This window comes from Pseudomonas sp. Tof1, assembly GCF_055390395.1.
In genome coordinates this window covers 6349544-6375913 of the sequence record NZ_AP024344.1, presented here as the reverse complement: position 1 = coordinate 6375913, position 26370 = coordinate 6349544, and the positions used below count along the sequence as shown (strand labels likewise).

The window sequence follows — 26370 nt, the reverse complement described above, 5'->3', positions numbered from 1 at the left end:
AGGTCAGAACATTCACTCCAAAACTCCTGCATAGCGTTGTGACTAAAAATAACAAAAACGTCATGTGATGACCCTATGTGTCTGAAAAGTTGTTAAGGTACACTCAAGCCTTCGGAAATCGGCCCCGCGCGGGCCCTATCGTTCTAGATCTTGCGAGGTTTGCCATGGCTGACTACAAAGCGCCCCTGCGCGATATGCGCTTCGTCCTCAATGAAGTCTTCGAGGTCGGCAATCTCTGGGCCCAACTGCCTGCCCTGGCCGAGACCGTCGATGAGGAAACCGTCGAGGCGATTCTCGAGGAAGCCGGCAAGGTCACCGCCAAGAGCATCGCGCCCCTGAGCCGTGGCGGCGACGAGGAAGGCTGCCGCTGGGACAATGGCGTGGTCCGTACGCCCAGCGGTTTCCCACAGGCCTATCAGACCTACGCCGAAGGCGGCTGGGTCGGTGTCGGCGGTGATCCGCAGTTTGGCGGCATGGGCATGCCCAAGGCCGTTTCGGCGCAGGTCGAGGAAATGATCAACTCGTCCAGCCTCGCCTTCGGCCTGTACCCGATGCTGACCTCCGGCGCCTGCGTGTCGATCAACACCCATGCCAGCGAAGAGCTCAAGGCCACCTACCTGCCGAACATGTACGCCGGTCTGTGGGCCGGTTCCATGTGCCTGACCGAACCCCACGCCGGCACCGACCTGGGGATCATCCGCACCAAGGCCGAGCCGCAGGCGGACGGCACGTACAAGATCAGCGGGACCAAGATCTTCATCACCGGTGGCGAGCATGACCTGACCGAAAACATCATCCACCTGGTACTGGCCAAGCTGCCCGACGCGCCGGCCGGTCCGAAAGGCATCTCGCTGTTCCTGGTGCCGAAGTTCCTGGTCAATGCCGATGGCAGCCTGGGCGCGCGCAACCCGGCGACCTGCGGTTCGATCGAACACAAGATGGGGATCCAGGCTTCGGCGACCTGCGTGATGAACTTCGACGAGGCCACCGGTTACCTGGTGGGCGAGCCGAACAAGGGCCTGGCGGCGATGTTCACCATGATGAACTACGAGCGCCTGGGTGTCGGCATCCAGGGCCTGGCTTCCGGCGAGCGTTCCTACCAGAACGCGATCGAATACGCCCGCGACCGCCTGCAGAGCCGTTCGCCGACCGGGCCGAAGGCCAAGGACAAGGCGGCCGACCCGATCATCGTGCATCCGGACGTACGCCGCATGCTGTTGACCATGAAGGCGGCGAACGAGGGCGGCCGTGCCTTCTCCACCTACGTGGCGATGCAACTGGACACTGCCAAGTTCAGCGAGGACGCGGCGGCCCGCAAGCGTGCCGATGAACTGGTGGCCTTGCTGACGCCGGTGGCCAAGGCATTCCTGACCGACCTGGGGCTGGAGGTCACGGTGCACGGCCAGCAGGTTTTCGGTGGTCATGGTTACGTGCGCGAGTGGGGCCAGGAGCAACTGGTGCGTGACGTGCGCATCACCCAGATCTACGAGGGCACCAACGGCATCCAGGCGCTGGACCTGGTAGGCCGCAAGATCGTCGGCAGCGGCGGTGCCTACTACCGCCTGTTCGCCGAGGAAGTGCGGCACTTCATCGATACCGCGAGCGCCAATCTGGCCGAGTTCACCAAGCCCCTGGCGGCGGCGCTGGACAACCTCGACGAGCTGACCGACTGGGTGCTCGACCGTTCCGGAACCAACCCGAACGAGATCGGTGCGGCATCGGTCGAATACCTGCACACCTTCGGCTATACCGCCTATGCCTACATGTGGGCCCTGATGGCCCGGGCCGCCTTGGGCAAGGACAGGGAAGATGCGTTCTACGCGAGCAAGCTGGGCACCGCGAGGTTCTATTTCGCCCGCCTGCTGCCGCGCATCCACTCGCTGACGGCGTCGGTGAAGGCGGGTAGCGAATCGCTGTTCCTGCTCGATGCCGAGCAGTTCTGAGGCGGGGTTGGCATGTAAGCCTTTGCTTACATAACGCGCTGCTGTTTGCCCATATCGCCATATTGGATCCAGCGGTAATCTACTTATGAAGGACGTCGAGCAGGAAGCTCAAAGCAAAACACGGACACGTAGGATTCCGCCAGGATGGTGGAGCGAAATGGATGTCAGGGAAACAGTCTGCAAAGCCCCGCTTCGGCGGGGTTTTCTTTTGTCCGCGAAAAAGTTTTTCAGCCCAGGCCTTCAAGCCCCGTCGCTCCGTGCAGGTGCTTGACCGGGCTGTTCATCACGTCCTCCAGCAGCACCCGCAGCAGCTCCAGCGAAGCCTGCTGGCGTTGCATGTCGCGACACACCAGGCCGACCCGCAGCGAGACCCGCGGTTCGGTCAGCGGTTTCCACAGCAGATCATGGTCATCGTGTTCGTCCCGTGAGCGACCCGGCAGTACGGTGGCCAGGCGGGTATGCGGCAGGCTGTCGAGAATCCCCGCCATGTTGTTCAATTCGGCCTGGACCTGCGGGCGTCGCCCCAGGTTGGCCAGTTGCGCCTGCCAGATCTGCCGGATCTGGAATTCTTCGCCGAGCAGCAGCATCGGCAGCTCCGCGGCCTGGCCGACCGAGACCTTCTTGAATTCACGCAGCGGGTGCTCGGCGGGATCACCAGTTGCAGCTCGTCTTCGTACAGCGGCAGGCCGTGCAAGCCCGGCTGGCGGGGTGGCAGATAACTGATGCCGATATCCAGCGAGCCGTTGAGCAGGCGCCGTTCGATCTCCATGCCGGTCAATTCGTAGATCTGCACCACCAGGTGCGGATGGGCCTTGCGCACCCGTTCGAGCAACTGCGGCACCAGGCTGGTGTGCACGGTCTGCAGCACGCCGATGGCGAGGGTGCGCAACGCCTGCCCCTGGAAGTTGCGCAGGGCTTCGCGGGCCCGTTGCAGGCCATCGAGCAGCGGCAATGCATGGTTGTACAGGGTGTGGGCGGCCAGGGTCGGCAGCAGGCGCTTGCTGCTGCGTTCGAACAGGCTGACGTCGAGGTGGTGTTCCAGGTGGCGTATCTGTTGCGACAGGGCCGGCTGGGAGATCGACAGCCGTTCGGCGGCGCGGCCGACATGGCCTTCTTCATACACCGCGACGAAATAACGCAGTTGCTTGAAATCCATAAGCAGTACTTATCGAAAATGCTCGAAAAACGAAATGGCCGTGAACGCCTCGCAAGCCTAGTCTAACCGCAATTAAAAGGGCTTACAGGGCCAGAGCGTGCGATGAATACCGTTTGCGTCGATGGTGTTTACATAGGCAAGGCAAAAAATCTCGGACAGGGTCTGATCAGCGATACGGATAAATACCGGGTTGCCAGTCGGCTCTGGTTATGGCCACAGGGCCTGGGCAGCGACGAGCAGGGCGATCCGCGTTTCCACAGCGGACCGGAGCGGGCGCTGCATCATTACCCCGCCGAGCACTATGACTACTGGCGCAAACGGCATCCGCAACTCGACTGGTCGGCACCGGCCTTTGGCGAAAATCTCTCGACCCGTGGTCTGACCGAAGAGCAGGTCTGCCTGGGCGACCTGTTCCGCTGGGGCGGTGCGCTGCTGCAGGTCAGCCAGCCACGTTCGCCCTGCTATCGCCTGAGCCATCGCTGGGGCTTGTCCGAGCTGCCGCAGCAGGCCCAGGACACGGGGCGCTGCGGCTGGTTCTATCGGGTGCTCAAGCCCGGTTTCGTCAGCGCCGACCAGCCCTTCGAACTGCTGCAGCGCAGTTATCCCGGCCTCAGCGTGGCCTGGGCCCTGCACGCGTTCTACGCCGAACCGCTGGAGCATTCCGGCCTGAAGAAACTGGTGGACTGCCCGGCGCTGTCCTCGCGCTGGCGCGACATCGCCATTCGTCGCCTGCGCAGCGGCCGGGTCGAGGACTGGTCGGCCCGGCTGCTCGGGCTGCCGCTGGAAGGGCTGCGCGCATGAATCTGTTCAAGCTGCGCCGGCCGCAACCGAGCCTCGATGACCTGACCGCCGACTTCCAGCCCCGCGCCCGCCACGAGCACGCGGCCAGCGAGTACCTGATGCCCGCCGCCGAGCGCCCCAGCCCGGTGTTCGTCCGTGGTCAGGGCTCCTGGCTGTGGGACAGCGAGGAACGGGCCTATCTGGATTTCAGCCAGGGCGGTGGCAGCAACAGCCTCGGTCATAGCCCCGGTGTGCTGGCCCATGCCCTGGCGGACCAGGCCCATGGCCTGATCAATGTCGGCGCGGGTTTTCATAACCCGGTCCAATCGCAACTGGCGGACCGCCTGTGTCGTGCCACCGACAGCGACCAGGTGTATTTTCTCAACAGTGGTTCGGAAGCCTGCGAGGCGGCGATCAAATTGGCGCGCAAGTGGGGCCAGCTGCATCGTGGCGGCGCCTACCGGATCATCAGCGCAAGCAACGCCTGCCATGGGCGCAGTTTCGGTGCCATGTCGGCGTCCGGCCAGGATTGCTTCGGCAACCGCTTCGAGCCGCAATTGCCCGGCTTCAGCCAGGTGCCGTTCAACGATCTGGAGGCCTTGCATGCCGCGGTGGATGCCAAGACCGTGGCCATCATGCTCGAACCGATCCAGCGTGCGGCGGGCGTTACCCCGGCGACCCGGGAATACCTCCAGGGCGTCGAGCGGTTGTGCCGGGCGCTGGGCATCCTGCTGATCTTCGACGAGGTGCAGACCGGTATCGGCCGCTGCGGCAGCCTGCTGGCCGAGCAACAGTACGCGGTGCGTGCCGACATCATCGCCCTCGGCAAGGGCCTGGGTGGTGGCGCGCCGTTGTCGGCGCTGCTGGCGCGGGGCACGGCCTGCTGTTTCGAGCCCGGCGAAATCGGTGGCAGCCACCACGGTAACGCCTTGATGAGTGCGGCCGGCCTGGCGGTGCTCGATACGCTGCTCAAGCATGGCTTCCTCGACGAGGTGGCTGAGCGCGGGCACTACCTGCAACAGGGCCTGGATCGGCTGGCACGGCGTTATGAGCACGGCCAACTGCGCGGCGCCGGGCTGCTCTGGGGGCTGACCCTGAGCGACGCCTCGGCGGATGCGGTGGTCAAGGCCGCGTTGCAGGAAGGCCTGCTGCTCGATGCGCCGACCGCCGACAGTCTGCGCTTTACCCCGGCCCTGACCGTCAGCCAGAGCACCATCGACGAAATGCTGCTGCGCCTGGCCCGGGCCTTCTCCCGAGTCCGTACCGCCCAGGTGCAATGCCGCAGGGGAATCGCCGTCTGACTTGGCGCGTCGTTTTCTCCCAAATCTGATTCCGAACCGTCTTGCGGTATAACGCGTCGCCCTGTGCCTGACTCTTTTGGCACGGGGTGTTTTTTTGTGGGCGGTATTTCGGCTCGCATTGAGGTGCGGGCGAGCGTTGCTGCCATCGGGCGGAAAGAACCTCAATGGATTTGAATTTATATACCACCGAGTGGTACGTTTTATGGGGAAGGATTTCCATGCGATACAGGGTTTTCAAGACCAGGGGATTCGCCGCCAGCGCCAGGAAGGCAAGGATCGACGACGCCGAACTGGTGTTGGCAATGGGGGCGGTGGTCAGGGGCAGGCCGACAACCTGGGGGGTGGCGTGTGGAAAAAGCGCCTGAACGAAAACCGTTATCGTTCCATCGTCCTGGCCCGGGGCGGCTGTTACTGGATCTTCCAGTTCCTGTTCGCCAAGAGTGACCAGGGCAATATCAGCCAGCAGGAGCTCAAGGCCTTCAGGGCGCTGGCGAAGGCCTATGAAAACCTGAGCAGCCGGCAGATCGGGCAGTTGCTGGAGATGAGAGAGTTTGTGGAGATAGCTTATGAGCAAGCGGTATAAATCCGAGGCATTGGAATCGGTCCATGAATCGGCCAGCGCCCTGCATGCAATCGGTGCGATCGGCAAGGCGACCATGCGCGAGTTCGACGCCTCGTGCCTGGCGCCGGTACCGGACGAGATCGCCCCCGAGCAGATCAAGTCGCTGCGCGAGCGCAACCAGGTCAGCCAGCCGGTGTTCGCCCGTTACCTGAACACCAGCGTATCGACCGTCAAGCAATGGGAGGCTGGCGACAAGCAGCCCAGCGGCATGGCACTCAAGCTGCTGAGCATCGTGCAGAAGCACGGCTTGCAGATACTCGCCTGAATGACGTGACGTGGCACTCGGCGCTGGGCTCAGCCCTTGGCGATGAGGCGCGAGTTGCGCTCGTTGCGAAACACCAGTTGTTCGATGGCCGGCCCCTCCAGGCTGGCTTCTTCGCGGGCCTGCAGGATCACATCATGGTGGTGGGACTTGGCGCAGACCGGGTCGGCGTTGCTGGCGTCGCCGGTGAGCATGAAGGCCTGGCAACGGCAACCGCCGAAGTCCTTTTCCTTCTCGTCACAGGAACGGCACGGTTCGGGCATCCACTCGTAACCGCGAAAGCGGTTGAAACCGAACGAGTCGTACCAGATATGTTGCAGGCTGTGGTCGCGCACGTTGGGGAACTGTACTGGCAACTGCCGGGCGCCATGGCAGGGTAACGCGGTGCCATCCGGAGTGACGGTGAGGAACAGGCTGCCCCAGCCGTTCATGCAGGCTTTCGGGCGCTCCTCGTAGTAGTCCGGTGTAACGAAGATCAGCTTGCACGGGTTGCCCTCGGCCTGCAGCCGGGCGCGGTACTCATTGGTGATGCGTTCGGCGCGCTGCAGTTGCTCGCGGGTAGGCAGCAGGCCCTGGCGATTGAGCTGCGCCCAGCCATAGAACTGGCAGGTGGCGAGCTCGACGAAGTCCGCCTCCAGGGCCAGGCACAGCTCGATGATGCGGTCGATGCGGTCGATGTTGTGCCGATGGGTGACGAAGTTCAGCACCATCGGATAACCGTGGGCCTTCACCGCCCGGGCCATTTCCAGTTTCTGCGCGAAGGCCTTCTTCGAGCCGGCCAGCAGGTTGTTCACCTGTTCGTCGCTGGCCTGGAAGCTGATCTGGATATGGTCGAGGCCGGCCTGCCTGAAATCGCTGATCTTCTGTTCGGTCAGGCCGATGCCGGAGGTGATCAGGTTGGTGTAGAAGCCCAGCCGGCGAGCCTCGGCGATCAGTTCGACAAGGTCCTGGCGCACCAGCGGTTCACCGCCGGAAAAGCCCAACTGGGCGGCACCCATTTCCCGAGCCTCGCGCAGGACCTTGAACCATTGTTCGGTGCTCAGTTCCTGGCCCTGCCCGGCGAAGTCCAGCGGATTCGAGCAGTATGGGCACTGCAGCGGGCAGCGGTAGGTCAGCTCGGCCAGTAGCCACAGCGGCAGGCCGACCTGCGGCGTGGGTGGCAGGCCGGGGTCAGGCAAGTTCGATCCAGTGCTCTGCACGGGCGACCTCCATGAACTGCTCGATATCCTCGCCGAGCTCGGCTACGTCGGGGAACTGTTTCTGCAGCTCGGCGATGATCGCCGCGACATTGCGCTGGCCATCGATCAGGCCACCGATCAGTGCGGCACTCTCGTTGAGCTTGATCATCCCTTCCGGGTACAGCAGTACGTGGCCCTTCTGCGCCGGTTCGTACTGGAAGCGGTAGCCGGGGCGCCATTTCGGGGTCAGGCCGCGATCGAAACTCATAGGGGGATTCCTCGGTGCCAGACCCGCTGGTCGGTCACGCTGTGGTAGGGCGGGCGATTCAGTTCATAGGCCATGCTCATGGCATCGAGCATGCTCCAGAGAATATCCAGTTTGAACTGGAGAATCTCCAGCATACGCTGCTGGCCTTCGTACGTGGTGTAGTGCTGCAGGGTGATCTCCAGCCCGTGCTCGACATCGCGCCGGGCCTGGCCGAGGCGGGTACGGAAGTATTCGTAGCCGGCGGGATCGATCCAGGGTAGTGCTGTGGCCAGCTGTCGAGCCGCGACTGGTGGATCTGCGGCGCGAACAGTTCGGTCAGCGAGCTGCTGGCGGCTTCCTGCCAACTGGCCCGGCGGGCGAAGTTGACGTAGGCGTCCACGGCGAACCGCACACCGGGCAGCACCAGTTCCTGGGAGCGCAACTGATCGGGGTTCAGGCCGACCGCCTGGCCCAGGCGCAGCCAGGCTTCGATGCCGCCATCCTCGCCGGGTGCCCCGTCGTGGTCGAGCAGGCGCTGGATCCACTCGCGGCGGATTTCCCGGTCCGGGCAATTGGCGAGGATCGCCGCATCCTTGAGGGGAATGTTGACCTGGTAATAGAACCGGTTGGCGACCCAGCCCTGGATCTGTTCGCGGGTGGCGCGACCTTCATACATCGCCACGTGGTAGGGGTGATGGATGTGGTAGTAGGCGCCCTTGGCACGCAGTGCCTGCTCGAACTCGGCGCGGGACAGCGGGGTTTGGCTCATTCGGTGGTGCTCCTACAGCTCGATGCTCATGCCGTCGTATGCGACTTCGACATTGCGTCGCTGCAGTTCGGCACGTTGCGGCGAGTCTTCGTCGAGGATCGGGTTGGTGTTGTTGATATGGATCAGGACCTTGCGCTGTGCCGGTAGTTGCTCCAGTACCTCGAGCATGCCGCCGGGGCCGCTTTGCGCCAGGTGGCCCATTTCCCGGCCGGTGCGGGTACCGACGCCGCGACGCTGCATTTCATCGTCGTCCCACAGGGTGCCGTCCACCAGCAGGCAGTCGCTTTCGGCCATGATCCGCAGCAACGGCTCGTCGACCTTGCCCAGGCCCGGGGCATAGAACAGCTTGCCGCCGGTGCGCAGGTCCTCGACGATCAGACCGATGTTGTCGCCCGGATGCGGGTCGAAGCGGTGCGGCGAGTAGGGTGGGGCGGCGCTGCGCAGCGGCAGTGGGGTGAAGCGCAGGTTGGGGCAGGCGGCGATGGTGAAGCGGCCTTCGAGCTCGATGCGCTGCCAGTCGAGGCCACCATTCCAATGGGTGAGCATCTTGAACAGCGGGAAGCCGGTGCTCAGGTCCTCCTTGACCATGTCGGTGCACCAGACCTGGTGCGGGCAACCCTCGCGCAGGCTGAGCAGGCCGGTGGTGTGGTCGATCTGGCTGTCCATCAGGATGATCGCGCTGATGCCGGTATCGCGCAGGGCCCGGCCCGGCTGCATGGGGCGAAGCTCTGGAGCTGGGCGCGGATGTCCGGCGAGGCATTGCACAGGATCCAGTTCACGCCGTCATCGGAAAGGGCGATGGAGGATTGGGTGCGTGCCGTGGCCCGCAGGCTGCCGGCGCGGAACCCCGCGCAGTTGGCGCAGTTGCAGTTCCATTGGGGAAAGCCGCCGCCGGCGGCGGAGCCGAGAATCTGGACGTACATGAACCTGTCACTCACTCAGGGACTGAAAACGAAAACGCCCCGGCGAACCGAGGCGTTGCACTGCAGGTCGACCGATCAACGGTTGGCGAAGTACATGGTGACTTCGAAGCCGATGCGCAGGTCGGTGTAGGCGGGTTTGGTCCAGGCCATGAATGACTCCTTCGGTTGGGTGGATGGGTGTCTATACATATAGTCCACCTCCGGCGGGAGATGTTCAAATGCTTAGCAAGCTAATGTTACTGAATCTTACCGGCTAAGTAGACCGTTTTCTTGGAGAAAGCTCATTGCAGCCCGGGTAATGATCCCGTTGGGGGCTGCCAGGCCGACTCCGGTTCGGCGCCGTTGGCCAGGCACAGCCAGCCTCCTGCTGCCTGGGCGAGTTGTCTGGCGGCCGCTTGCAGGGGCGTGCGTTCCAGGCCGCGAATGGCGGCGGCCAGTTGTGCCAGGTAATCCGACGAGTGGTCGGCCAGATGCCCCTGCCAGAGCAGTTCGGCGGCCTGGGCCAAGGGCAGGTCCGCCAGGTTGAACTGTGCGGCCAGAGCCTCGCGCTGGGCATGCCAGGTGCTGTCGTCCAGGCTGGCGATCCGTTCGGGCAGGCTCGCCAGGAAGCTTTCGAAGTGCCCCAGCAACGCCGCGAGCGATGCGCCGGGAGATTGTACGCCGAGCAGCAGACCGCTGCGGCCATGGATCTGGCGGACGCTGCTGAACACCGCATAGCCCAGTTGCAACTCGACCCGCAGGCGCTGGTAGAAGGGGGCCTGGATCAGTTGGCCGAGTGCCCGCCAGCAGGCCTCATCGACGATGCTGGCGCTGGCGGCCGGGCAGAACAGCAGCAGGGCCTGCTCGCCGGTGTCGCAGGGCACGCTTTGCCAACGCCTCTGACCGGGTACCACGGGCAGGCGGGGCGGTTGTCGTGTCGGGCTGCCAGGCGTGCGGTTCAACGCGTTGTTGAGGGCCGGTTGTGTGGCGGCTGGAAAACCCAGGGCCAGGCCTTGCCATTTGGCCTCGGCCCAGAGCTTGCCCAGTTGCTCGGTATCCCAGGCCGCTGTGAGTTCATCGGCCGGCTGCGTCTGTTCGGACAACTGGCGGAGCAGTTCGCGAATGGGGATCAGTGGCTTGGGCTGTTCGGTGGGCGCTTGCCAGAATCCATCGGCCGGACTCGTCAGACAGCGCAGGGCCTGTTCGAGAATCGCCGGGATCGGTTCACGCCAGCCGATGAGCTGGAGTTGCCAGGCACCGGCCTGAACCGTGAAGGACAGTTCCACACCGGCCTGCCGCGCCTGGGCTCGCAGGTTGTGCAGGCTGTGGCTCAGTCGCGCATGCAGGACAGAGGTGCCGTGCGGGTTGTCCAGTTGCCAGCGCAGATAGACGGCGGCTTCACCGCTGTCATCCGCCGGCAGCTCGATATGGGTGATGGCGGATGAGTCGCGGCGTTTGTGCAGGCGGTCCTGGGCGAAAGTGCGCAGGCCGCGGTGGGCACTGGTCTGCCCACGGATCAGCCCAGGGTGCTCGGCAGGTGCGGTGGAGCGCAGGAACGGGTTGGCCGGTGGTAGCCGCCAGGACGCCGCCTGGTTATCCACAGGTGCGGCGTGGGTCCGGTGCAGCAGGGCCTTGAGGGCCGACAGGGCAGCCTCCGAGAGTTCTGCCGGGGTATCGGCGGCATCCCGGCGCGCTTGTTCCAGGGCGGTGCCGCTACGGATCCTGCGGTTCTGCAGCAGTCGGTATTCCCGGCGCAGCGCCGGCCAGTCGGCGTGGCTGGCGAAGAAGGCCAGCCAGCTCTCGAGCAGTGCCTGGATCGCGGCGCCTTGGCCGACGCCCTGGGGCGTCAGTGCGAATTCGAGTCGCACCAGCGCTTGTCCGGCGAACTGATAGAGTACGGTGGCGGTCAGCGAATTTATCCACAGGCGCTCGCGCAACGCGGCCGAGAATCCGCCGGGCTGGCTGTCGTTGAGCCAGGTGCAGAGGAAATCCACCGCCTGCCGGGCTCCATCGGGCAGATCGTCCCAGGCCAGCAGCAGGTCGAGCTGCTGAGCATCAGCCTGTTGATAACCTTGCCTGCCGTGAGCGAACAAGGCCGGTGGCGACTTCTGTTCGACCGCCTGGCCCGGACGCAGCTCGGCAGTCAGGGTCTGTGCCAGTGACTTCAACTCGTCCAGCGGCTGTGGGCCGACCAGGCTCAGGGTCATCTGCCCGGTCTGGTAGAAACCCTGGTAAAAATCCCGCAGCGCCTGTTGGAAGGCCGGCGCCTCGACTTGCAGGCTGGCGCGATTGCCGGCATGTACGCCGCGCAACGGGTGGTGTTCGGCCAACCCGGCGTAAAGCCGGAACTGCCGTTGCGCCACGACATCCCGCGACCAGGCGATGAATTCCGCCTCCAGCACCTCGCGTTCGCGCAATTGTTCGTCGGGGTCCAGACGGGCCCGGCCGAGCATGTCGCACAGGCGTTCGAGGCCGCCGGCAAAGGCCTGGGGTGGCAGTTCGAAGAAGAATTCGGTACTGCGTTCGGCGGTACGGGCATTCACCTGGCCACCGTGGCGTTGGACGTAGGCCATCAGCCCGTCGGCGGTGGCAAAGCGCTCGGTTCCGAGAAACAGCAGGTGTTCCAGGAAGTGTGCCAGCCCTGGCCAGGCCGCGGGCGCATCATGACTGCCTGCCGCTACCCGCAAGGCCGCCGCGCAACGCTTCAGTTGTGGCGCATGGCGCAGCGAGACCCGCAGGCCGTTGGCCAGGGTCAGGTATTCGGGGGCGTGGGCGATGGGCGCAGACATGGGCACTTCCGTTTCAGAGAAGTGCCCATGCTAGCGGATAACGTCGGGTCAGTCCCGGCTGAGCTGGCCGTAGAGCGCGGGGCGCCGGTCCAGCAGATAGCGGTTGCTGGCCCGGGATTGCTGCATTGCTGCGCGATCCAGCGTGCCGATGATCAGTGCCTCGTCCAGGCCGGCATGGGCGATACGGCTACCGTCCGGCGCGGCGATGCTGCTCTGGCCGCAATAGTGGATGTCCTCCTCGTGGCCGCAATAGTTGGCGTAGGCCACGTAGCACTGGTTCTCGAAGGCGCGGGCGCGGATGGTCACGTCGGCGACGAAGTCGAACGGCACCATGTTGGCGGTGGGCACCAGGATCAATTCGGCGCCGGCCAGGGCCAGGCGCCGGGTGTTTTCCGGGAACTCCACGTCGTAGCAGATCAGCAGGCCGAGTTTCCAGCCATTGAGTTCGACCACCGGGAACTCGTCCGGCCCGGCACTGAACATCGCGTGGTCAAGGTCGCCGAACAGGTGGGTCTTGCGATAGTTGCACAGGCTGTTGCCCGGGCATCGATCAACTGCACGGCGTTGTAGAGGTTGCCGTCCTCGGCACGCTCCGGATAGCCGTAGGCGATGGCGATGCTTGCCGCCCGGGCCAGCGCGGCGATGTGTTGCGCCGCCGCGCCGTCGCGCGCTTGCGCCAGTGCCGCGACCGCCTCGGCGCCGATGTTGTAGCCGGTCAGGAACATCTCCGGCAACACCAGGACATCGGCGCCATGGGCTTCGGTCACCAGTTGCTGCAGTCGCTGCAGGTTGCCCGCCACGTCCAGTGGCAGGGGCGGGCATTGGTAAAGCGCTACGCGCATGGGGGCGACTCCGTTCAGTCGGCCAGGGCGATCGGACCGATCTCGGCGAACACATCGCCCGGGCCCGGGTTCTCGGCATGGGTGCGGCCACCGAAGTGGTTCATGATGCCCCATACCGCGTTGAGCGAGGTCTGTACCGCACCCTCGACCCAGGCCGGTGTCCACGACACGTCGTCACCGGCGATGAAGATGCCGCGCTGTTCGGCGGGCATGTCGGCCTGCATGAAGTGCGCATACATCCGCTGGTTGTAGCGGTAATGGCCGGGCAGTGCGCCCTTGAAGGCGCCGAGGAAATGCGGGTCGGCCTCCCAGGACACGGTGATCGGGTCGCCGATGATGCGGGCGGCGATGTCCACTTTCGGGTAGATCTTCTTGAGGGCGTCCAGGGCCAGCTTGACCCGCTTGTCGATGGGCTGCGGCAGCATTTTCAGCGCGTCGCTCATCCACGAGTAGGACAGGCAGATCACCCCCGGCTTGTCGTCGCCGTTATCGAACAGGTAGGTGCCGCGGGTCAGGCGGTCGGTGAGGGTCATGCTCATCAGGTCGCGGCCGGTTTCCGGGTCCTTGTCCTTCCAGAACGGTCGGTCGACCATGACGAAGGTCTTCGACGACTGCATGTAGCGCGTGCGGTCCAAGGCCATCCACATCTTCTGCGAGAACAGCGATTCCTCACACTCGATCTGGGTGGTCAGCAGCCAGCTCTGGCAGGTGGTGAGCACGGCGGCGTAATGGCGGGTGTCGCCCCAGTTGTCGGTCACCGCGAAGCGGCCATCGGCGGCGCGGGCAATGCGTTTCACCCCGGTGCGCGGCGCGCCGTGGTGCAGGGAACTCAAGCTGGTGCCGGCCGGCCAGTGCGCGCAGCGCTCCGGGACATGGCGCCAGATGCCCAGCGGCACCTGCTCGACGCCACCGACCACCAGGTGCTGGTGGTCATCGCAGTTGGTCATGACCACGCGGAAGATTTCCAGCATCGAGTTGGGGAAGTCCGAGTCCCAGCCGCCGGTGCCGAAACCGACCTGGCCGAACACCTCGCGGTGGTGGAAAGACAGCTTGGCGAAGGCTTTCGAGGTGGCGACGAAGTCATAGAACGTGCGGTCGTCCCACAGGGGCACCAGGGTGTTCCACAGCTCCTTCAGGCGTGGCACATCGCGGTCGCGGATGGCCTGCTGGATATCGCCGAAGCGCGCACCGTCCTCCAGGGCATCGGCCCAGGCGTCGGCGACTTCCTGGAACAGCGCCGGCAGGTCGGCGAGTTTTTCCGCGTAGTGGGTCTGCCCTTCGAGGTCGATCACCGTGCTGCCGGAGGCCGGGGTCAGCGGGTTGGGGAAGGGTTTGGTTTCCAGGCCGAGCTTGTCGACATAGTGATAGAACGCGGTGGACGACACCGGGAAACGCATGCCGCCCAACTCGGCGATGATGCCCTTGGCGCCTTCGAACTCCTGGGAGCGCAGGCGGCCGCCCATCTTCGAGGCTTCGTACACCACCGGCTTGAGGCCGAGCTTCATCAGTTCATAGGCGGCCACCAGGCCGGCGATACCGGCACCGACGATGGCCACTTCGGCGCCATGGTTCTCCACCGGAATCGTGCCCAGCCCGGCCGGATGCTCGATCCAGTCATCGAAGGCGAAAGGAAAGTCCGGGCCGAAAATGGTGACCGGTTTTTTACCGTCGGCTGGGTGGCGATTCTTCTTGTTCATGGCGGACCTTGCTGGCGACTCCTGCCGGAAACGTTACCCGGTAGAAGTGTAGTTAGGAAAAGACTGGCGCCATTGTAGGGAGCGGGGAGTACGTAAATAAGACGCAGAGTGTCGTCGTTTTGTTGATCTGTGATGCTTTATGACGAAGGTAGTGGGCATTTTGCAGCAATGCGTTGATCTTTTCGCGGGCAAGCCCGCTTCTACGGGTTTGGCGGCGTACTCAAGGCTTTGGTCTTTTGTGGGAAGGGGCTTGCCCGCGAAAGCGCTCTTGTGGAAACGCCTGGTCAGACCGGCTGTCCCCGATCCACCTTGCTGCTGAGGATGATCGAAGTCGTGGTTTTCTCCACTCCCTCGACGCTGCCGATCTGGTCGAGCAACTGGTCCAGTTGCTCTGGCGAATCACTGCGCAGCCAGGCCACGTAGTCGAACTCCCCACTCACCGCGCAGAGTTGCTGGATCTGCGCCATGGCACTGAGCCTGCGCACCACATCCTTGCCGGAACGCGGCTGTACCGTGATCCCGACATAGGCCTGCAGCCCGCCATCCACTACCCGCTGACCGAGACGCACACCATAACCGGTGATCACCTTGGCCTTCTCCAGGCGTGCCAGCCTCGAGGTCACGGTTGTGCGGGCGATGCCCAATTGCCGGGCGAGCATGGCCACGCTTTCGCGCGCGTTGATCTGCAAGGCGGCGATCAGTTGGCGATCGATTTCGTCGAGGGGGATGCGGCTGTCAGGCAAGGTGCTACTCCGTCGGAGAGGTGTGCTCACATTATTGATCCACCCAGTGCAGGCCGGGGATCTGATAGCGGGTACTGCGGCCACCGCCCGGAAGGCGGATCAGGCAGCCTTTTTCCAGCAAGTCGGCCAGATGCCGAGTCGCCGTGGCCTTACTGACCTTGGCGACCGCCTGATATTGCGCAGCGCTGATTCCGTGCACGAACCCTTTCTCGCCGCCATCGAGCAAGCTATTCAGCACCTTCAACTGTTCGGTCGAGAGCTGATACTGACGATGCTGTTGCCAATACCTGGCCTTGATCAGTACCCGATCGATCCGCTGCTGGGCATGTTCCAGGCTACGCAGCAAGGTTTGTAGAAACCACTGCAACCAGGCGGTGATATCCAGCAAGCCTTTCTGGCTGCTTTCAAGTATCTGGTAATAACCCTTGCGATCTTCGAGGATGCTGGCGGACATCGCATAAAAACGGATAGCTTGCTGCTCAGCCTGCGCCAGGGCCAGGTCGGTGAGGCTACGGGTCAAGCGACCGTTGCCATCATCGAACGGATGCAGTGTTACAAACCAGAAGTGGGCGATGGCGGCACGCAGGAGTGGATGCAGTGTGTTATCCGTTTGGCTGGTATTGAACCAGTGGATAAAGGTTGCCAACTCCTGATCGAGTCCGCTACGGGGGGGCACCTCGAAGTGCACGACTGGCCGATCAAGGCGTCCGGAGACAACCTGCATGGGCTCGTCACCTCGCAACTTTCCCACACTGATACGTGCTGCCAGAGGGACTTCGTCAACAGGAAAAAGCAAGGTATGCCAATGCAGCAGGCGCTCCAGGCTCAATGGCTGTGTGTGATGCTGGGTCGCATCCAGAAGCAACTCGGCCAGACCTTCGCTGCGCGGGCTGACCTGATGATCAGCAGCCAACCCCAGGCGCCTTGCCAGCGAGGAGCGCACCGAGCCGACATTCAATTGCTCACCTTCGATGGCCGAGGAGGTGATGATGTTTTGCTGCAGGGCATCCAGTTCGTTCTGTGCGTTGCTGTCTGCGTCGATAGCGCGAGCCATGCCGAGCAGGCGTCCTTGAGCCTCACTGCATCTCAGCAGGCAGGGAGCCAGAGTGTCGGCCTGCCAGGTGAAGTTGGGCCAGTCTGGCTGCTGCCAGATCCAGTAGGGAAGGTCGGTCATTGGCGCCTCGGCAAACGCGTGAGCCGAATAAGAGGGCTATTCGGCTCATTTCGTGAGCCGATTGTGCGAGTTATTCGGCTCAGCGTCCAGTTCTGCAAGAGGGCCTGTCTCTACTGAACTACCAGCACAGACGGACTGGTCATGGCCGTTTCGAGATGGGGATATTAGCCGACAACATAAAGGCCAGAAACGCAAAAGCCGCGCAACGCGCGGCTTTGAAGGTGGTGGGCCCACACGGACTCGAACCGTGGACCAAAGGATTATGAGTCCTCTGCTCTAACCGACTGAGCTATAGGCCCTCAGTTGGCCGCGAATTATAACGACGGTTTCTCTCCTGTGCCATCCGAAAACTCCGAAAGCGTCATGTGAAGAAAGGTCGCGGCAAATTCGTCGGCGGACAGCGGCAGGCTGACGATGTAACCCTGGATCTGTTCGCACCCTTCGGCCGCGAGGAATGCCTGCTGCGCCAGGTTTTCCACGCCCTCGGCGATGATCGTGAACTGCATGCTGCGGCCCAGGGCGATGATGGCACGGACGATCGCGGCGTCGTGGGGTCGTCCGGCAGGCCGCGGACGAATGACTGGTCGATCTTGAGGATGTCCAGCGGCAGGCGCTTGAGGTAGCTCAGCGAGGAGTAGCCGGTGCCGAAGTCGTCGATGGCCAGTTGCACGCCCAGGCGCTTGAGCTGGTGCAGGACATCCAGGGCCTCTTCGGTCTGGCTCATGATGAAGTTTTCGGTAATTTCCAGTTGCAGGCAGCCGGGGCGCAGATGGTGGCTCTTGAGCAGTTGTTCGATGCGCGTCAGCAGGTTCGGCTGGCGCAATTGTGCGCCGGCGAGGTTGACCGACAGTGGGCCGAACTCGCCGTAGCGCAAGGTCCAGCGTTGCATCTGGCGGCAGGCGCGCTCCAGGACCCAGTCACCGATCTGCAGAATCATGCCGTTGTCTTCCGCCAGCGGAATGAAGTGCTCGGGTGGGACGTCGCCGTAGGTCGGGTTGTGCCAGCGGATCAGCGCTTCGGCACCGACCAGTGCACCATCGTCGAGGCTGATCTTGGGCTGGTAGTAGAGCACCAGTTCCTGGCGTTCGATGGCGCGGCGCAACTCGTGTTCCAGCGCGACCCGTTCGCTGGCCTGGGCGGTGAGGTCGCGGGTGTAGCTTTCGACCCGGTTGCGGCCCTTGGCCTTGGAGCGGTACATCGCCGCGTCGGCGTTCTTGATCAGGGTGGCGACATCGGTGCCGTCGCCGGGGTAGAGGCTGGTGCCGATACTGGCGCTGATGAAGAACTCGTGTTCGCCGGCCTGGAACGGCGCGCTGAAGCAGCCCAGCAGCTTGTTGGCCAGGTGCTCGGCGTCGCTGGGCTGGTGCAGGCCGGGCAGCAGGATGATGAACTCGTCACCACCCAGGCGGGCCACGGTGTCGATATCCCGCAGTTGCTCCTTCAGGCGCTGGGCGATGCCCTTGAGCAGCAGGTCGCCGACCGGGTGGCCGAGGCTGTCGTTGATATGCTTGAAACGATCCAGGTCGAGGAACAGCACCGCGCCCTGGCCGCCATTTTCCTGCTGGCTGTTCAGCGCCGCCTGCAAGCGGCTTTCGAACAGGGTGCGGTTGGGCAGGCCGGTCAGCGGGTCGTGGTGGGCCTGGTAGTCGAGCCTCGCCTGAGCGTGCTTGAGGCTGGAGATGTCGGCGAACACGGCGACGAAGTGGGTGATGACCTGGTCGCGGTTGCGCACGGCGCTGATGGTCAGCCAGCTGGGATAGAGTTCGCCATTCTTGCGCCGGTTGTAGATCTCGCCCTGCCAGTGGCCGTCGGCGCTCAACTGGTGCCACATGGCGGCGTAGAAGGCGCTGTCGTGCTGGCCCGAGGCGAGCAGGCGCGGGGTGTTGCCCAGGGCCTCGGTTTCGCTGTAGCCGGTGATTTCGCTGAAGGCGCGATTGACCGCGCTGATGTGCTGCCGGGTGTCGGTGATCAGGACGCCTTCGGCGGTGCTTTCGAAGACCGTGGCGGCCTGTTGCAGCTTCTCCTGCATCAGGTGGCGTTCGGTGATGTCCCGGGCGATGGTCAGCATGCAGTCTTCGCCGCCGATCGGCAGGGGGCGGCTGGAGACTTCGCAGAGGCGGATCTGTCCGTCGCTGCGGCGGATATGGCAATTGAAGTCGCGGACGAAGCCATCGCGTTGCAGCAGTTCGAGCATGTGCTTGCGCTCGTTGAGGTTGACCCACAGGCCCAGATCCATGGCCGAGTGGTCCAGCGAGCTGGCGCTGTTGTAGCCGGTGAGGCGGGTGAAGCCTTCGTTGATTTCCAGCAGCATGCCGTCGCGCTGGCGGCTCAGCAGCATGCCGTCCGGAGAGGCGTGGAAGGCCTTGGCGAATTTTTCCTCGGAGGTCTGCAGTTGCTCCCGGGTTTCCTTGAGCTGGCTGATGTCGCGCACCACGACCACCAGCGCGGGGGTGGTGTCGAGTTCGAAAACCTCGGCGGAAATCAGCCCGGTGAACAGCTGGCCGTTGCTGCGGCGAAAGGGCATTTCCAGGTTGCGGAGGCTGCCACCCTGCAGGCGCTGGAGGAGGCCGGGACCGACCCCCTCGATGCCCCAGATGTTGAGTTCGGTGGCGCTCCGCCCCAGGACCTGCGCGGCGCGCAGGCCGATCTGTTCCTCGAAGGCTTCGTTGACCTCCAGCAGGCAGCCGTCCGATAGCCGGGCGATCACCAGAATGTCGGGGCACTGCTGGAATACCGAGGCGAATTTCTGCTCCGACAGGCGCAGCGCCTCCTCGGTGTGCTTGGTTTCGCTGATGTCGATCATCAAGCCACGGATGACCAGATCATCACCCTCTCCGATCAGGCTGACGATGTCGCGCACCCACAGGGTCCGGCCGTCGGCGGTGATCACCCGATAATCGAGGCTGTGGTCGAGGCCGGCCAGGACCTGGTGATCGAAGAAGGCGTGGGCGCGGGTGAGGTCGGCAGGGTGGGTGATGCTGCGCCAGAAGCCCGGTACCAGCCAGTGGGCCAGCGGGTAGCCGAGCAGGGCTTCGGCGTGCGGCGAGACATAGGTATAGGTGTAATCCTCCATCCGTGCTTCCCAGGCAATCGCCGACAGGCTCTCCACCAGGCCGCGGTAGTGGTACTCGCTGCTGCGCAGTTCCTGTTCGAGGGCCACCCGCCGGGAGATCTCCGAGCTCAGGCGCCGGTTGACGCGGATCACCACGGCGAGCACGGTGACCAGCAGTAGGACGCCCGGCAAGCCGTAGCTGAGGATATCGACCCAGTACGAGGGGCCGCTCATGACGTTGCCGACCCAGTGTTTCTGGATGGCGTCGACTTCGGCGGGGCTCATGTCGGCCATGACCTTGTCGAGAATGCCCACCAGGATCTTCTGCTCCTGTGGCACACCCATGGCCAGTTGGTAGCGGTAGGGCGTTTCGCCGCTGACATACAGGCCGTCGAGCTTGAGTTGGCGCAGGCTCCAGACGGTGGAGGCGAGATCGCCGACCACGGCATCGACCTCGTCGGTGGCCAGGGCCTGGAGGGTCGAGCTGACGTTGGGCAGGGCGACCAGGTTCAGGTCCGGATGATGGGTGCGCAACAGCTCGTGGGGGGCGTAGCTTTCGACCACGGCGATCTTCAGGCCATACAGTTCCTGCAGGTTGCGCGGCTTGGCACCGCCCTCATGGGCGAGGATGACGATCGGAAAGTCCAGGTATGGGCGGGTGAAGGCCAGGTAGGCCCGACGTTCCGGCGTGGACATCACGCCGGGCAGCAGGTCGAGCTTGCCATCGCGTGCCTGTTGCAGCACCGCTGCCCAGCTCATTGGCTCGGCGGGTGTGAGCCTGATGCCCAGGCGTTTTTCCACCAGTGCCATGTAGTCGGCGGACAGTCCCTGATGGCGCCCGTCTTCATCGCGAAACTCGAACGGCGGCCAGGCGCTATCGATGCCCAGGCGAAGCTCCGGATGGGCCGCGAGCCAGCTACGTTCCTCATCGGTGAGACTCAACGCGCCAGCCGTTGCGGTCCAGGCGAGCAGCGACAGCAGTAGCAGGGCTGGCAGTCTGGGCATAACGGTCTCGTTATGGCACGGGGATTGTTTCGAGTGTAGACGGGCTGTGGGGGAGGAGAGGCTTTTGTACCCTGCTGAAAAGCAAAACCCCCGGCGGGCCGGGGGTTTTGTCCATCACTCGTCGAGGAAGGAGCGCAGATGCTCGCTTCGCGTCGGGTGACGCAGCTTGCGCAGCGCCTTGGCTTCGATCTGACGAATCCGCTCGCGGGTCACGTCGAACTGCTTACCGACTTCCTCGAGGGTGTGGTCGGTATTCATGTCGATGCCGAAACGCATCCGCAGTACCTTGGCTTCACGGGCGGTGAGGCCGGACAGCACTTCGCGGGTGGCTTCCTTGAGGCTTTCAACGGTGGCGACATCGATTGGCGACTGCATGGTCGAGTCTTCGATGAAGTCACCCAGATGAGAGTCTTCGTCATCACCGATCGGGGTTTCCATGGAGATCGGTTCCTTGGCGATCTTCAATACCTTGCGGATCTTGTCCTCAGGCATTTCCATGCGTTCGCCCAGCTCTTCCGGCGTCGGCTCGCGACCCATTTCCTGCAGCATCTGCCGGGAAATACGGTTGAGCTTGTTGATCGTCTCGATCATGTGCACCGGAATACGGATGGTGCGGGCCTGGTCGGCGATCGAACGAGTGATCGCCTGACGAATCCACCAGGTGGCATAGGTCGAGAACTTGTAGCCACGACGGTATTCGAACTTATCCACCGCCTTCATCAGGCCGATGTTGCCTTCCTGGATCAGGTCGAGGAATTGCAGGCCACGGTTGGTGTACTTCTTGGCGATGGAGATCACCAGACGCAGGTTGGCTTCAACCATCTCTTTCTTCGCGCGGCGGGCCTTGGCCTCACCGATCGACATGCGACGGTTGATTTCCTTGATCTCGGCGATCGTCAGGCCGGTTTCGGCCTCGAGTGCGGTCAGCTTCTGCTGGCAACGGATGATGTCCGGCTGCAGGCGGCCGATGGCTTCGGCGTACTTGGCCTTGCCCTTGGCCAGGGCATCGCTCCAGCTCTCGTCGATTTCGTTGCCAGGGAACTGGCGCAGGAAATCGGCGCGCGGCATGCGGGCATCACGCACGCACAGCTGCATGATGGCGCGTTCCTGCTGACGCAGGCGATCCAGGGCGCTGCGAACGCGCTCGACCAGGATCTCGAACTGCTTGGGCACCAGCTTGATCGGCATGAACAGGTCGGCCAGGATCAACAGTTCGGCGATGGCCGCCTTGTTGTGGCGGCCGTGCTTCTTCAGCGCCTTGCGGGTGATTTCCATCTGCTCGGCGACGGCGCCGAAACGCTGTGCCGCAACGACCGGGTCCGGACCGCTTTCGGCCTCTTCCTCGTCGTCACCGCTTTCGGATTCTTCGTCTTCGTCGTCGTCGCCGTCGTCCTTGCCGGACTTGGCATCGACCGGTGGCGGAACTTCGGCGGCAGGCGGCGCGGTGCCGTCGTCCGGGTCGATGTAGCCGCTGAGAACGTCGGACAGGCGGCCACCTTCGCTGGTGACGCGATTGTACTCGTCGAGGATGTATTCAACCGTGCCAGGGAAGTGCGCGATGGCACTCATGACTTCACGGATGCCCTCTTCGATACGCTTGGCGATTTCGATTTCGCCTTCACGTGTGAGCAGCTCCACCGTGCCCATTTCGCGCATGTACATGCGCACCGGGTCGGTAGTGCGACCGATGTCGGTTTCCACAGCCGCGAGCGCCGCAGCTGCTTCTTCGGCAGCGGCTTCGTCGGTATCGGCTTCGGCCAACAAAAGGGCATCCGCATCCGGAGCACTCTCGAATACGTTGATCCCCATGTCGTTGATCATGCGGATGATGTCTTCCACCTGTTCCGGATCTGAAATATCCTCCGGCAGGTGGTCGTTGACCTCCGCGTAAGTCAGGTAACCCTGCTCACGACCACGGCTGATCAACTCTTTGAGGCGAGACTGCTGTTGCGCTTTTCCGGACATAACACCCTATCCACTGAAGGTCTTGGCGGGCAAAAAACAAGCCGAGGATTATACCTGAGCTATGACCTCACGCGCCAGTTGAGGTCGGGTTTGATGCAGGAACATCGCGTTTGAGCAATTCGAGCAGCAGGGATTTCTCCTCGGCGCTCAACTCGCTCTGTCGCGATTTCCTGAGAAGTTGTTCCAGCTTTCGCTCGCGCTGGCGGGCTGACAAGCTAGTTATGGTGTCGAAAAACTGTTGTTCAAGGTTTTCTCCGTCGATCAGCCACTCCTTTTCCGCCAGACGGGTCAGCAATCGGCCCTGTTCGGTGCCGTACCAGCGCGAAAGCATCTGAATGGAGCTTAGCTGAGGATTCTTCTGCAAGGCCTCGAGCAGGGCCACCAGCAACTGGGTCGTGCTGTTGTCTTCATCGGCGAAGTGACCGGCGGTCTCGACCTTGCCGGCCAGTTGCGGGTAGTGAATGAGCGTGCGCACCGCGGCCTGGATCGGGGGCTCCACCGGTGCCGGGACCCTGGGTGGGTGTGGCTGGTCGCGATCGCCGCCACGCTTGCCGTTCTTGTCCCAGGGTTTCTTTTCCCACTTCTTGCCACCGCCAGCGGATTTCTTCGGCGTCCACTCCTGCTGCTGGGGCACGTAGGCCTCCTGCGGCTGGTGGTAATCCGAATAGTCCGGGTGGTCCGAGTAGTCCGGAGTGAAGCCGTAGTCGATGCCCGGGTCGTAGGCACCCGGCATCGGTGCTGGCGCGCTTTGCGCCAGTTGGCTGACCGTTTCGCTGCTCAGGCCGGTGATTTCCGTCAGCCGCTGGCGCATCAGGATGCGCAGGTTGGCGCCTGGCACCTTGTCGATCAGCGGGGCGGCGAGGGTGGCCATGTGGGCCTTGCCCTCCAGCGAGCGTGGGTCTGCCTCTTCCGTCAATTGCTGGAAGAAGTAGTCGGCCAGGGGCTGCGCATGCTGGTTGATCCGGGCACGGAAGGCGTCGGTGCCTTCGGCGCGGATCAGGGTATCCGGGTCTTCGCCTTCCGGCAGGAACAGAAAGCGCGCGCGCCGGCCGTCCTGCAGGCTGCTCAGGGTGGCCTCGAGCGCGCGCCAGGCGGCATTGCGGCCGGCCTGGTCGCCGTCGAAGCAGAACAGCACGCTGGGCACCACCCGGAACAGGCGTTTCATATGCTCTTCGCTGGTCGCGGTGCCCAGGGTGGCCACGGCGTTGCGCAGGCCCTGCTGGGCCAGGGCGATGACGTCCATGTAGCCCTCGACGACGATGATCTCGTCGAGGTTGCGGTTGTTCTTGCGCGCTTCGTACAGGCCGTAGAGTTCCTGGCCCTTGTGGAACACCGGGGTTTCCGGCGAGTTCAGGTACTTGGGCTTGTCGTCGCCGAGCACCCGGCCGCCGAAGGCGATGATGCGGCCGCGGGTGTCGCGGATAGGGAACATCACGCGGTCGCGGAAGCGGTCGTAGCGCTTGCCGGTTTCGGCGTTCTCGATCAGCAGGCCGGCGTCGATCATGGCCTTCTGCTGCAGCGTGTCGCTGGACAGGTGCTTGAACAGGTTGTCCCAGCCCGGCGGGGCGAAACCCAGGCCGAAGTCGCGGGCAATTTCGCCGGTCAGGCCGCGGCCCTTGAGGTAATCGACGGCAGCCTTGCGCGCCGGATGGCTCTTGAGCGCCTGGCGGTAGAATTCGGCGGCCGCGGTCAGCAGCGGATAGAGCGGCGAGTCGGTCGGCTGGCGTGGCTTGCGCCCGCGGCCGTTGTCCCTTTCCTCGCGGGGGACTTCCATGCCGGCAGCTTTCGCCAGCTCCTCGACAGCCTGGGGGAAGTCCAGGTTGTCGTGGTCCATGATGAAGCCGAGGGCATTGCCCCCGCGCCGCAGCCGAAGCAATAGTAGAACTGCTTGTCCGGGCTGACGCTGAAGGACGGGGTCTTTTCCTTGTGGAAAGGACAGCAGGCGGTGTAGTTCTTGCCGGCCTTTTTCAGTTGCACGCGCGAGCTGACCACATCGACGATGTCGGTACGGTTCAGAAGGTCGTCAATGAAGCTCTGGGGTATCAGCCCGGCCATGGCGTTCTCGTTGTCACTGCGCTGCTGGGAGATCCCGAAAGGGCCTGTCGACGTGAGGCATGCAGGCCTGTTGGCTGCGCGACCGTTCGTCGTCTGCTCAAGCATCGTCGGGAAATGTATCTGTCGAAACCGGCTGACCTTGAATCGGGCGGCCTGTCGAATTTCGATTTGTACAATGTCGCTGTCGGGCCCGCTGGAGGTCAAGGTGACCACGGATTTGCCGCAAGCTGGAAAGGGTGTGCTCGCCGGTAGCCTTGTTAGGCTCGTCAGTAAAGACGTGCACCGCTGGCTATAAGCCAGTTCTGACGTGGTGAAGCGGGTTCGTCTGGGCCGCATCGGCGGCTTTGACGGTGAAGCATCAAGCGATATCCGCAAATGCCATTAGCCCGGCTGAGGGCCGGGCTTGGCAGAAGCTTGCAGCGAACGTCTGTGTATTAGTACAGACGAACGGCGCGGCGCTGTTCGCGCTGAACTTTCTTGGCGTGACGCTTGACAGCAGCAGCTGCCTTGCGCTTACGCTCGGAAGTTGGCTTCTCGTAAAATTCGCGGCTACGAACTTCAGCCAGAACACCGGCTTTTTCGCAGGAGCGCTTGAAACGACGCAGAGCTACGTCGAAGGGTTCGTTCTCTTTAACTTTGACGGCTGGCATCCAGAGCTACCTTCATTCATTACCGGGGTCGACGTCCTCAGGCAAAAGCGCACTGGAGATCATCGGTTTTTAAGGGTTGCGGATGTTAACCCCTCGGGACGCGGAATGCAAAGCCTCTGATCGAAAACCGCTGGTCGGAGCTGGGGGGGACGACTATCATGCGCGCCTTCGAATTCAGCCTCAGGGCGCAAACCCATGCTAGTACTGGGATTAGAAACCTCCTGCGACGAGACCGGCGTCGCGCTGTACGACAGTGAGCGCGGCCTTCTGGCCGACGCGCTGTTCAGCCAGATCGACCTGCACCGGGCCTATGGTGGCGTGGTGCCGGAACTGGCTTCCCGCGATCACGTCAAGCGCATGCTGCCGCTGATCCGCCAGGTGCTGGCCGAGGCCGACTGTGCACCGACCGAGATCGATGCGATCGCCTATACCGCCGGCCCAGGGTTGGTCGGCGCCTTGCTGGTCGGCGCCTCGTGCGCCCAGGCCCTGGCTTTCGCCTGGGATATCCCGGCGTTGGGCGTGCACCATATGGAAGGTCATCTGCTGGCGCCCATGCTCGAGGAGCAGCCACCGGAGTTTCCTTTCGTCGCCCTGCTGGTCTCCGGCGGGCACACGCAGTTGGTGCAGGTCGAGGGTATTGGCCAGTACAGCGTGCTGGGCGAAAGCCTGGACGATGCCGCCGGCGAAGCCTTCGACAAGACCGCCAAGCTGATCGGCCTGAATTATCCGGGCGGCCCGGAAATCGCCCGGTTGGCCGAACAGGGTGTGCCCGGGCGCTTCGTGTTCCCGCGGCCGATGTGCGACCGTCCGGGCCTGGAGTTCAGCTTCAGCGGCCTGAAGACCTTTGCCCTCAATACCTGGCAGCAGTGCGTCAGCGCTGGAGACGACGGTGAGCAAACCCGTTGCGACATCTCGCTGGCCTTCCAGCAGGCAGTGGTGGAGACTCTGACCTTCAAGTGCAAGCGGGCGTTGAAGCAGACCGGCATGAAGCGTCTGGTGATCGCCGGTGGCGTCAGTGCCAACAAGGCCTTGCGCGAGTCCCTGGAAAAAATGCTCGGCGACCTGAAGGGCGAGGTGTTCTATGCACGCCCGAGGTTCTGCACCGATAACGGCGCGATGATTGCCTTTGCCGGCTGCCAGCGCCTGCAGGCCGGGCAGCATGAAAGCCTGGCGATCAGCGTACAGGCGCGTTGGCCGATGGAGCAGTTGCCGCCACTTTGAGGCGCTGTGGCTCGGCT

General features: G+C 63.5%; 14 protein-coding genes, 1 tRNA gene and 7 pseudogenes. 6 read left to right on the top strand and 16 right to left on the bottom strand.

Features of this window, described 5'->3' with window-relative positions; genetic code table 11:
* Positions 1-164 precede the first annotated feature (164 nt).
* Positions 165-1943, top strand: coding sequence for an acyl-CoA dehydrogenase C-terminal domain-containing protein (locus tag ACZ5KU_RS28770; protein WP_464736584.1), 1779 nt, complete (start codon positions 165-167; stop codon positions 1941-1943).
* A 227-nt stretch (positions 1944-2170) separates the two neighbouring features.
* On the opposite strand, the pseudogene ACZ5KU_RS28765 reads toward ACZ5KU_RS28770, so the two are convergent.
* A pseudogene (locus ACZ5KU_RS28765) lies at positions 2171-3099 on the bottom strand (LysR family transcriptional regulator).
* A 102-nt stretch (positions 3100-3201) separates the two neighbouring features.
* On the opposite strand from ACZ5KU_RS28765, the gene ACZ5KU_RS28760 reads away from it, so the two are divergent.
* From ACZ5KU_RS28760 to ACZ5KU_RS28745, 4 genes and pseudogenes are all read left to right on the top strand, one after another.
* Positions 3202-3900, top strand: coding sequence for an MOSC domain-containing protein (locus ACZ5KU_RS28760; protein WP_464736583.1), 699 nt, complete (start codon positions 3202-3204; stop codon positions 3898-3900).
* A complete protein-coding gene (locus tag ACZ5KU_RS28755; RefSeq protein WP_054057044.1) occupies positions 3897-5180 on the top strand; it encodes an aspartate aminotransferase family protein in 1284 nt (427 codons plus the stop codon). The genes ACZ5KU_RS28760 and ACZ5KU_RS28755 overlap by 4 nt, the downstream gene beginning before the upstream one ends.
* A gap of 218 nt (positions 5181-5398) precedes the next feature.
* A pseudogene (locus tag ACZ5KU_RS28750) lies at positions 5399-5763 on the top strand (type II toxin-antitoxin system RelE/ParE family toxin).
* Positions 5747-6067, top strand: a complete 321-nt coding sequence (locus ACZ5KU_RS28745) for a helix-turn-helix domain-containing protein (protein ID WP_054057042.1) — start codon at positions 5747-5749, stop codon at positions 6065-6067. Before ACZ5KU_RS28750 ends, ACZ5KU_RS28745 begins: the two are co-directional and overlap by 17 nt.
* Positions 6068-6096: 29 nt before the next feature.
* Here the strand turns inward: ACZ5KU_RS28745 and pqqE are convergent, their stop codons facing one another.
* From pqqE to rpsU, 15 genes and pseudogenes are all read right to left on the bottom strand, one after another.
* Positions 6097-7242 carry a pyrroloquinoline quinone biosynthesis protein PqqE gene (pqqE, locus tag ACZ5KU_RS28740; RefSeq protein ID WP_192842658.1) on the bottom strand — a complete coding sequence of 382 codons (1146 nt, stop codon included), beginning with the start codon at positions 7240-7242 and terminating at the stop codon, positions 6097-6099.
* The gene (gene pqqD / locus ACZ5KU_RS28735; RefSeq protein WP_054057040.1) at positions 7235-7510 is read right to left on the bottom strand and encodes a pyrroloquinoline quinone biosynthesis peptide chaperone PqqD; all 276 of its coding nucleotides are present in this window, start codon (positions 7508-7510) and stop codon (positions 7235-7237) included. Before pqqD ends, pqqE begins: the two co-directional genes overlap by 8 nt.
* Positions 7507-8258, bottom strand: a pseudogene (gene pqqC, locus ACZ5KU_RS28730) (pyrroloquinoline-quinone synthase PqqC). The gene pqqD and the pseudogene pqqC overlap by 4 nt, the downstream one beginning before the upstream one ends.
* 12 nt (positions 8259-8270) lie before the next feature.
* A pseudogene (gene pqqB / locus ACZ5KU_RS28725) lies at positions 8271-9181 on the bottom strand (pyrroloquinoline quinone biosynthesis protein PqqB).
* A gap of 75 nt (positions 9182-9256) precedes the next feature.
* Positions 9257-9331, bottom strand: a complete 75-nt coding sequence (gene pqqA, locus ACZ5KU_RS28720) for a pyrroloquinoline quinone precursor peptide PqqA (RefSeq protein WP_054057055.1) — start codon at positions 9329-9331, stop codon at positions 9257-9259.
* 131 nt (positions 9332-9462) lie between these two features.
* Positions 9463-11949, bottom strand: a complete 2487-nt coding sequence (gene pqqF, locus ACZ5KU_RS28715) for a pyrroloquinoline quinone biosynthesis protein PqqF (RefSeq protein WP_464736582.1) — start codon at positions 11947-11949, stop codon at positions 9463-9465.
* A gap of 48 nt (positions 11950-11997) precedes the next feature.
* Positions 11998-12791, bottom strand: a pseudogene (locus tag ACZ5KU_RS28710) (carbon-nitrogen hydrolase family protein).
* A gap of 14 nt (positions 12792-12805) precedes the next feature.
* Complete coding sequence (locus ACZ5KU_RS28705) at positions 12806-14488, bottom strand: flavin monoamine oxidase family protein (protein WP_054057035.1); 1683 nt, start codon at positions 14486-14488, stop codon at positions 12806-12808.
* Positions 14489-14772: 284 nt separating this feature from the next.
* Positions 14773-15231, bottom strand: coding sequence for an Lrp/AsnC family transcriptional regulator (locus ACZ5KU_RS28700; RefSeq protein ID WP_017906284.1), 459 nt, complete (start codon positions 15229-15231; stop codon positions 14773-14775).
* 31 nt (positions 15232-15262) lie between these two features.
* On the bottom strand, positions 15263-16405 hold the full coding sequence (locus ACZ5KU_RS28695) for a Fic family protein (protein WP_464736581.1): 1143 nt from the start codon (positions 16403-16405) through the stop codon (positions 15263-15265).
* A gap of 222 nt (positions 16406-16627) precedes the next feature.
* A tRNA-Ile gene (locus tag ACZ5KU_RS28690) sits at positions 16628-16704 on the bottom strand.
* Positions 16705-16719: 15 nt separating this feature from the next.
* Positions 16720-20462 (bottom strand): annotated as a pseudogene (locus ACZ5KU_RS28685) (bifunctional diguanylate cyclase/phosphodiesterase).
* Between the two features lie 114 nt (positions 20463-20576).
* On the bottom strand, positions 20577-22427 hold the full coding sequence (gene rpoD / locus ACZ5KU_RS28680) for an RNA polymerase sigma factor RpoD (protein ID WP_054057032.1): 1851 nt from the start codon (positions 22425-22427) through the stop codon (positions 20577-20579).
* Between the two features lie 67 nt (positions 22428-22494).
* Positions 22495-24482, bottom strand: a pseudogene (dnaG, locus tag ACZ5KU_RS28675) (DNA primase).
* A gap of 434 nt (positions 24483-24916) precedes the next feature.
* Complete coding sequence (gene rpsU, locus ACZ5KU_RS28670) at positions 24917-25132, bottom strand: 30S ribosomal protein S21 (protein WP_002551877.1); 216 nt, start codon at positions 25130-25132, stop codon at positions 24917-24919.
* 195 nt (positions 25133-25327) lie between these two features.
* Here rpsU and tsaD point away from each other — a divergent pair, with 195 nt between their 5' ends.
* Positions 25328-26353, top strand: coding sequence for a tRNA (adenosine(37)-N6)-threonylcarbamoyltransferase complex transferase subunit TsaD (gene tsaD / locus ACZ5KU_RS28665; RefSeq protein ID WP_054057029.1), 1026 nt, complete (start codon positions 25328-25330; stop codon positions 26351-26353).
* The last annotated feature ends 17 nt before the right edge of the window (positions 26354-26370 follow it).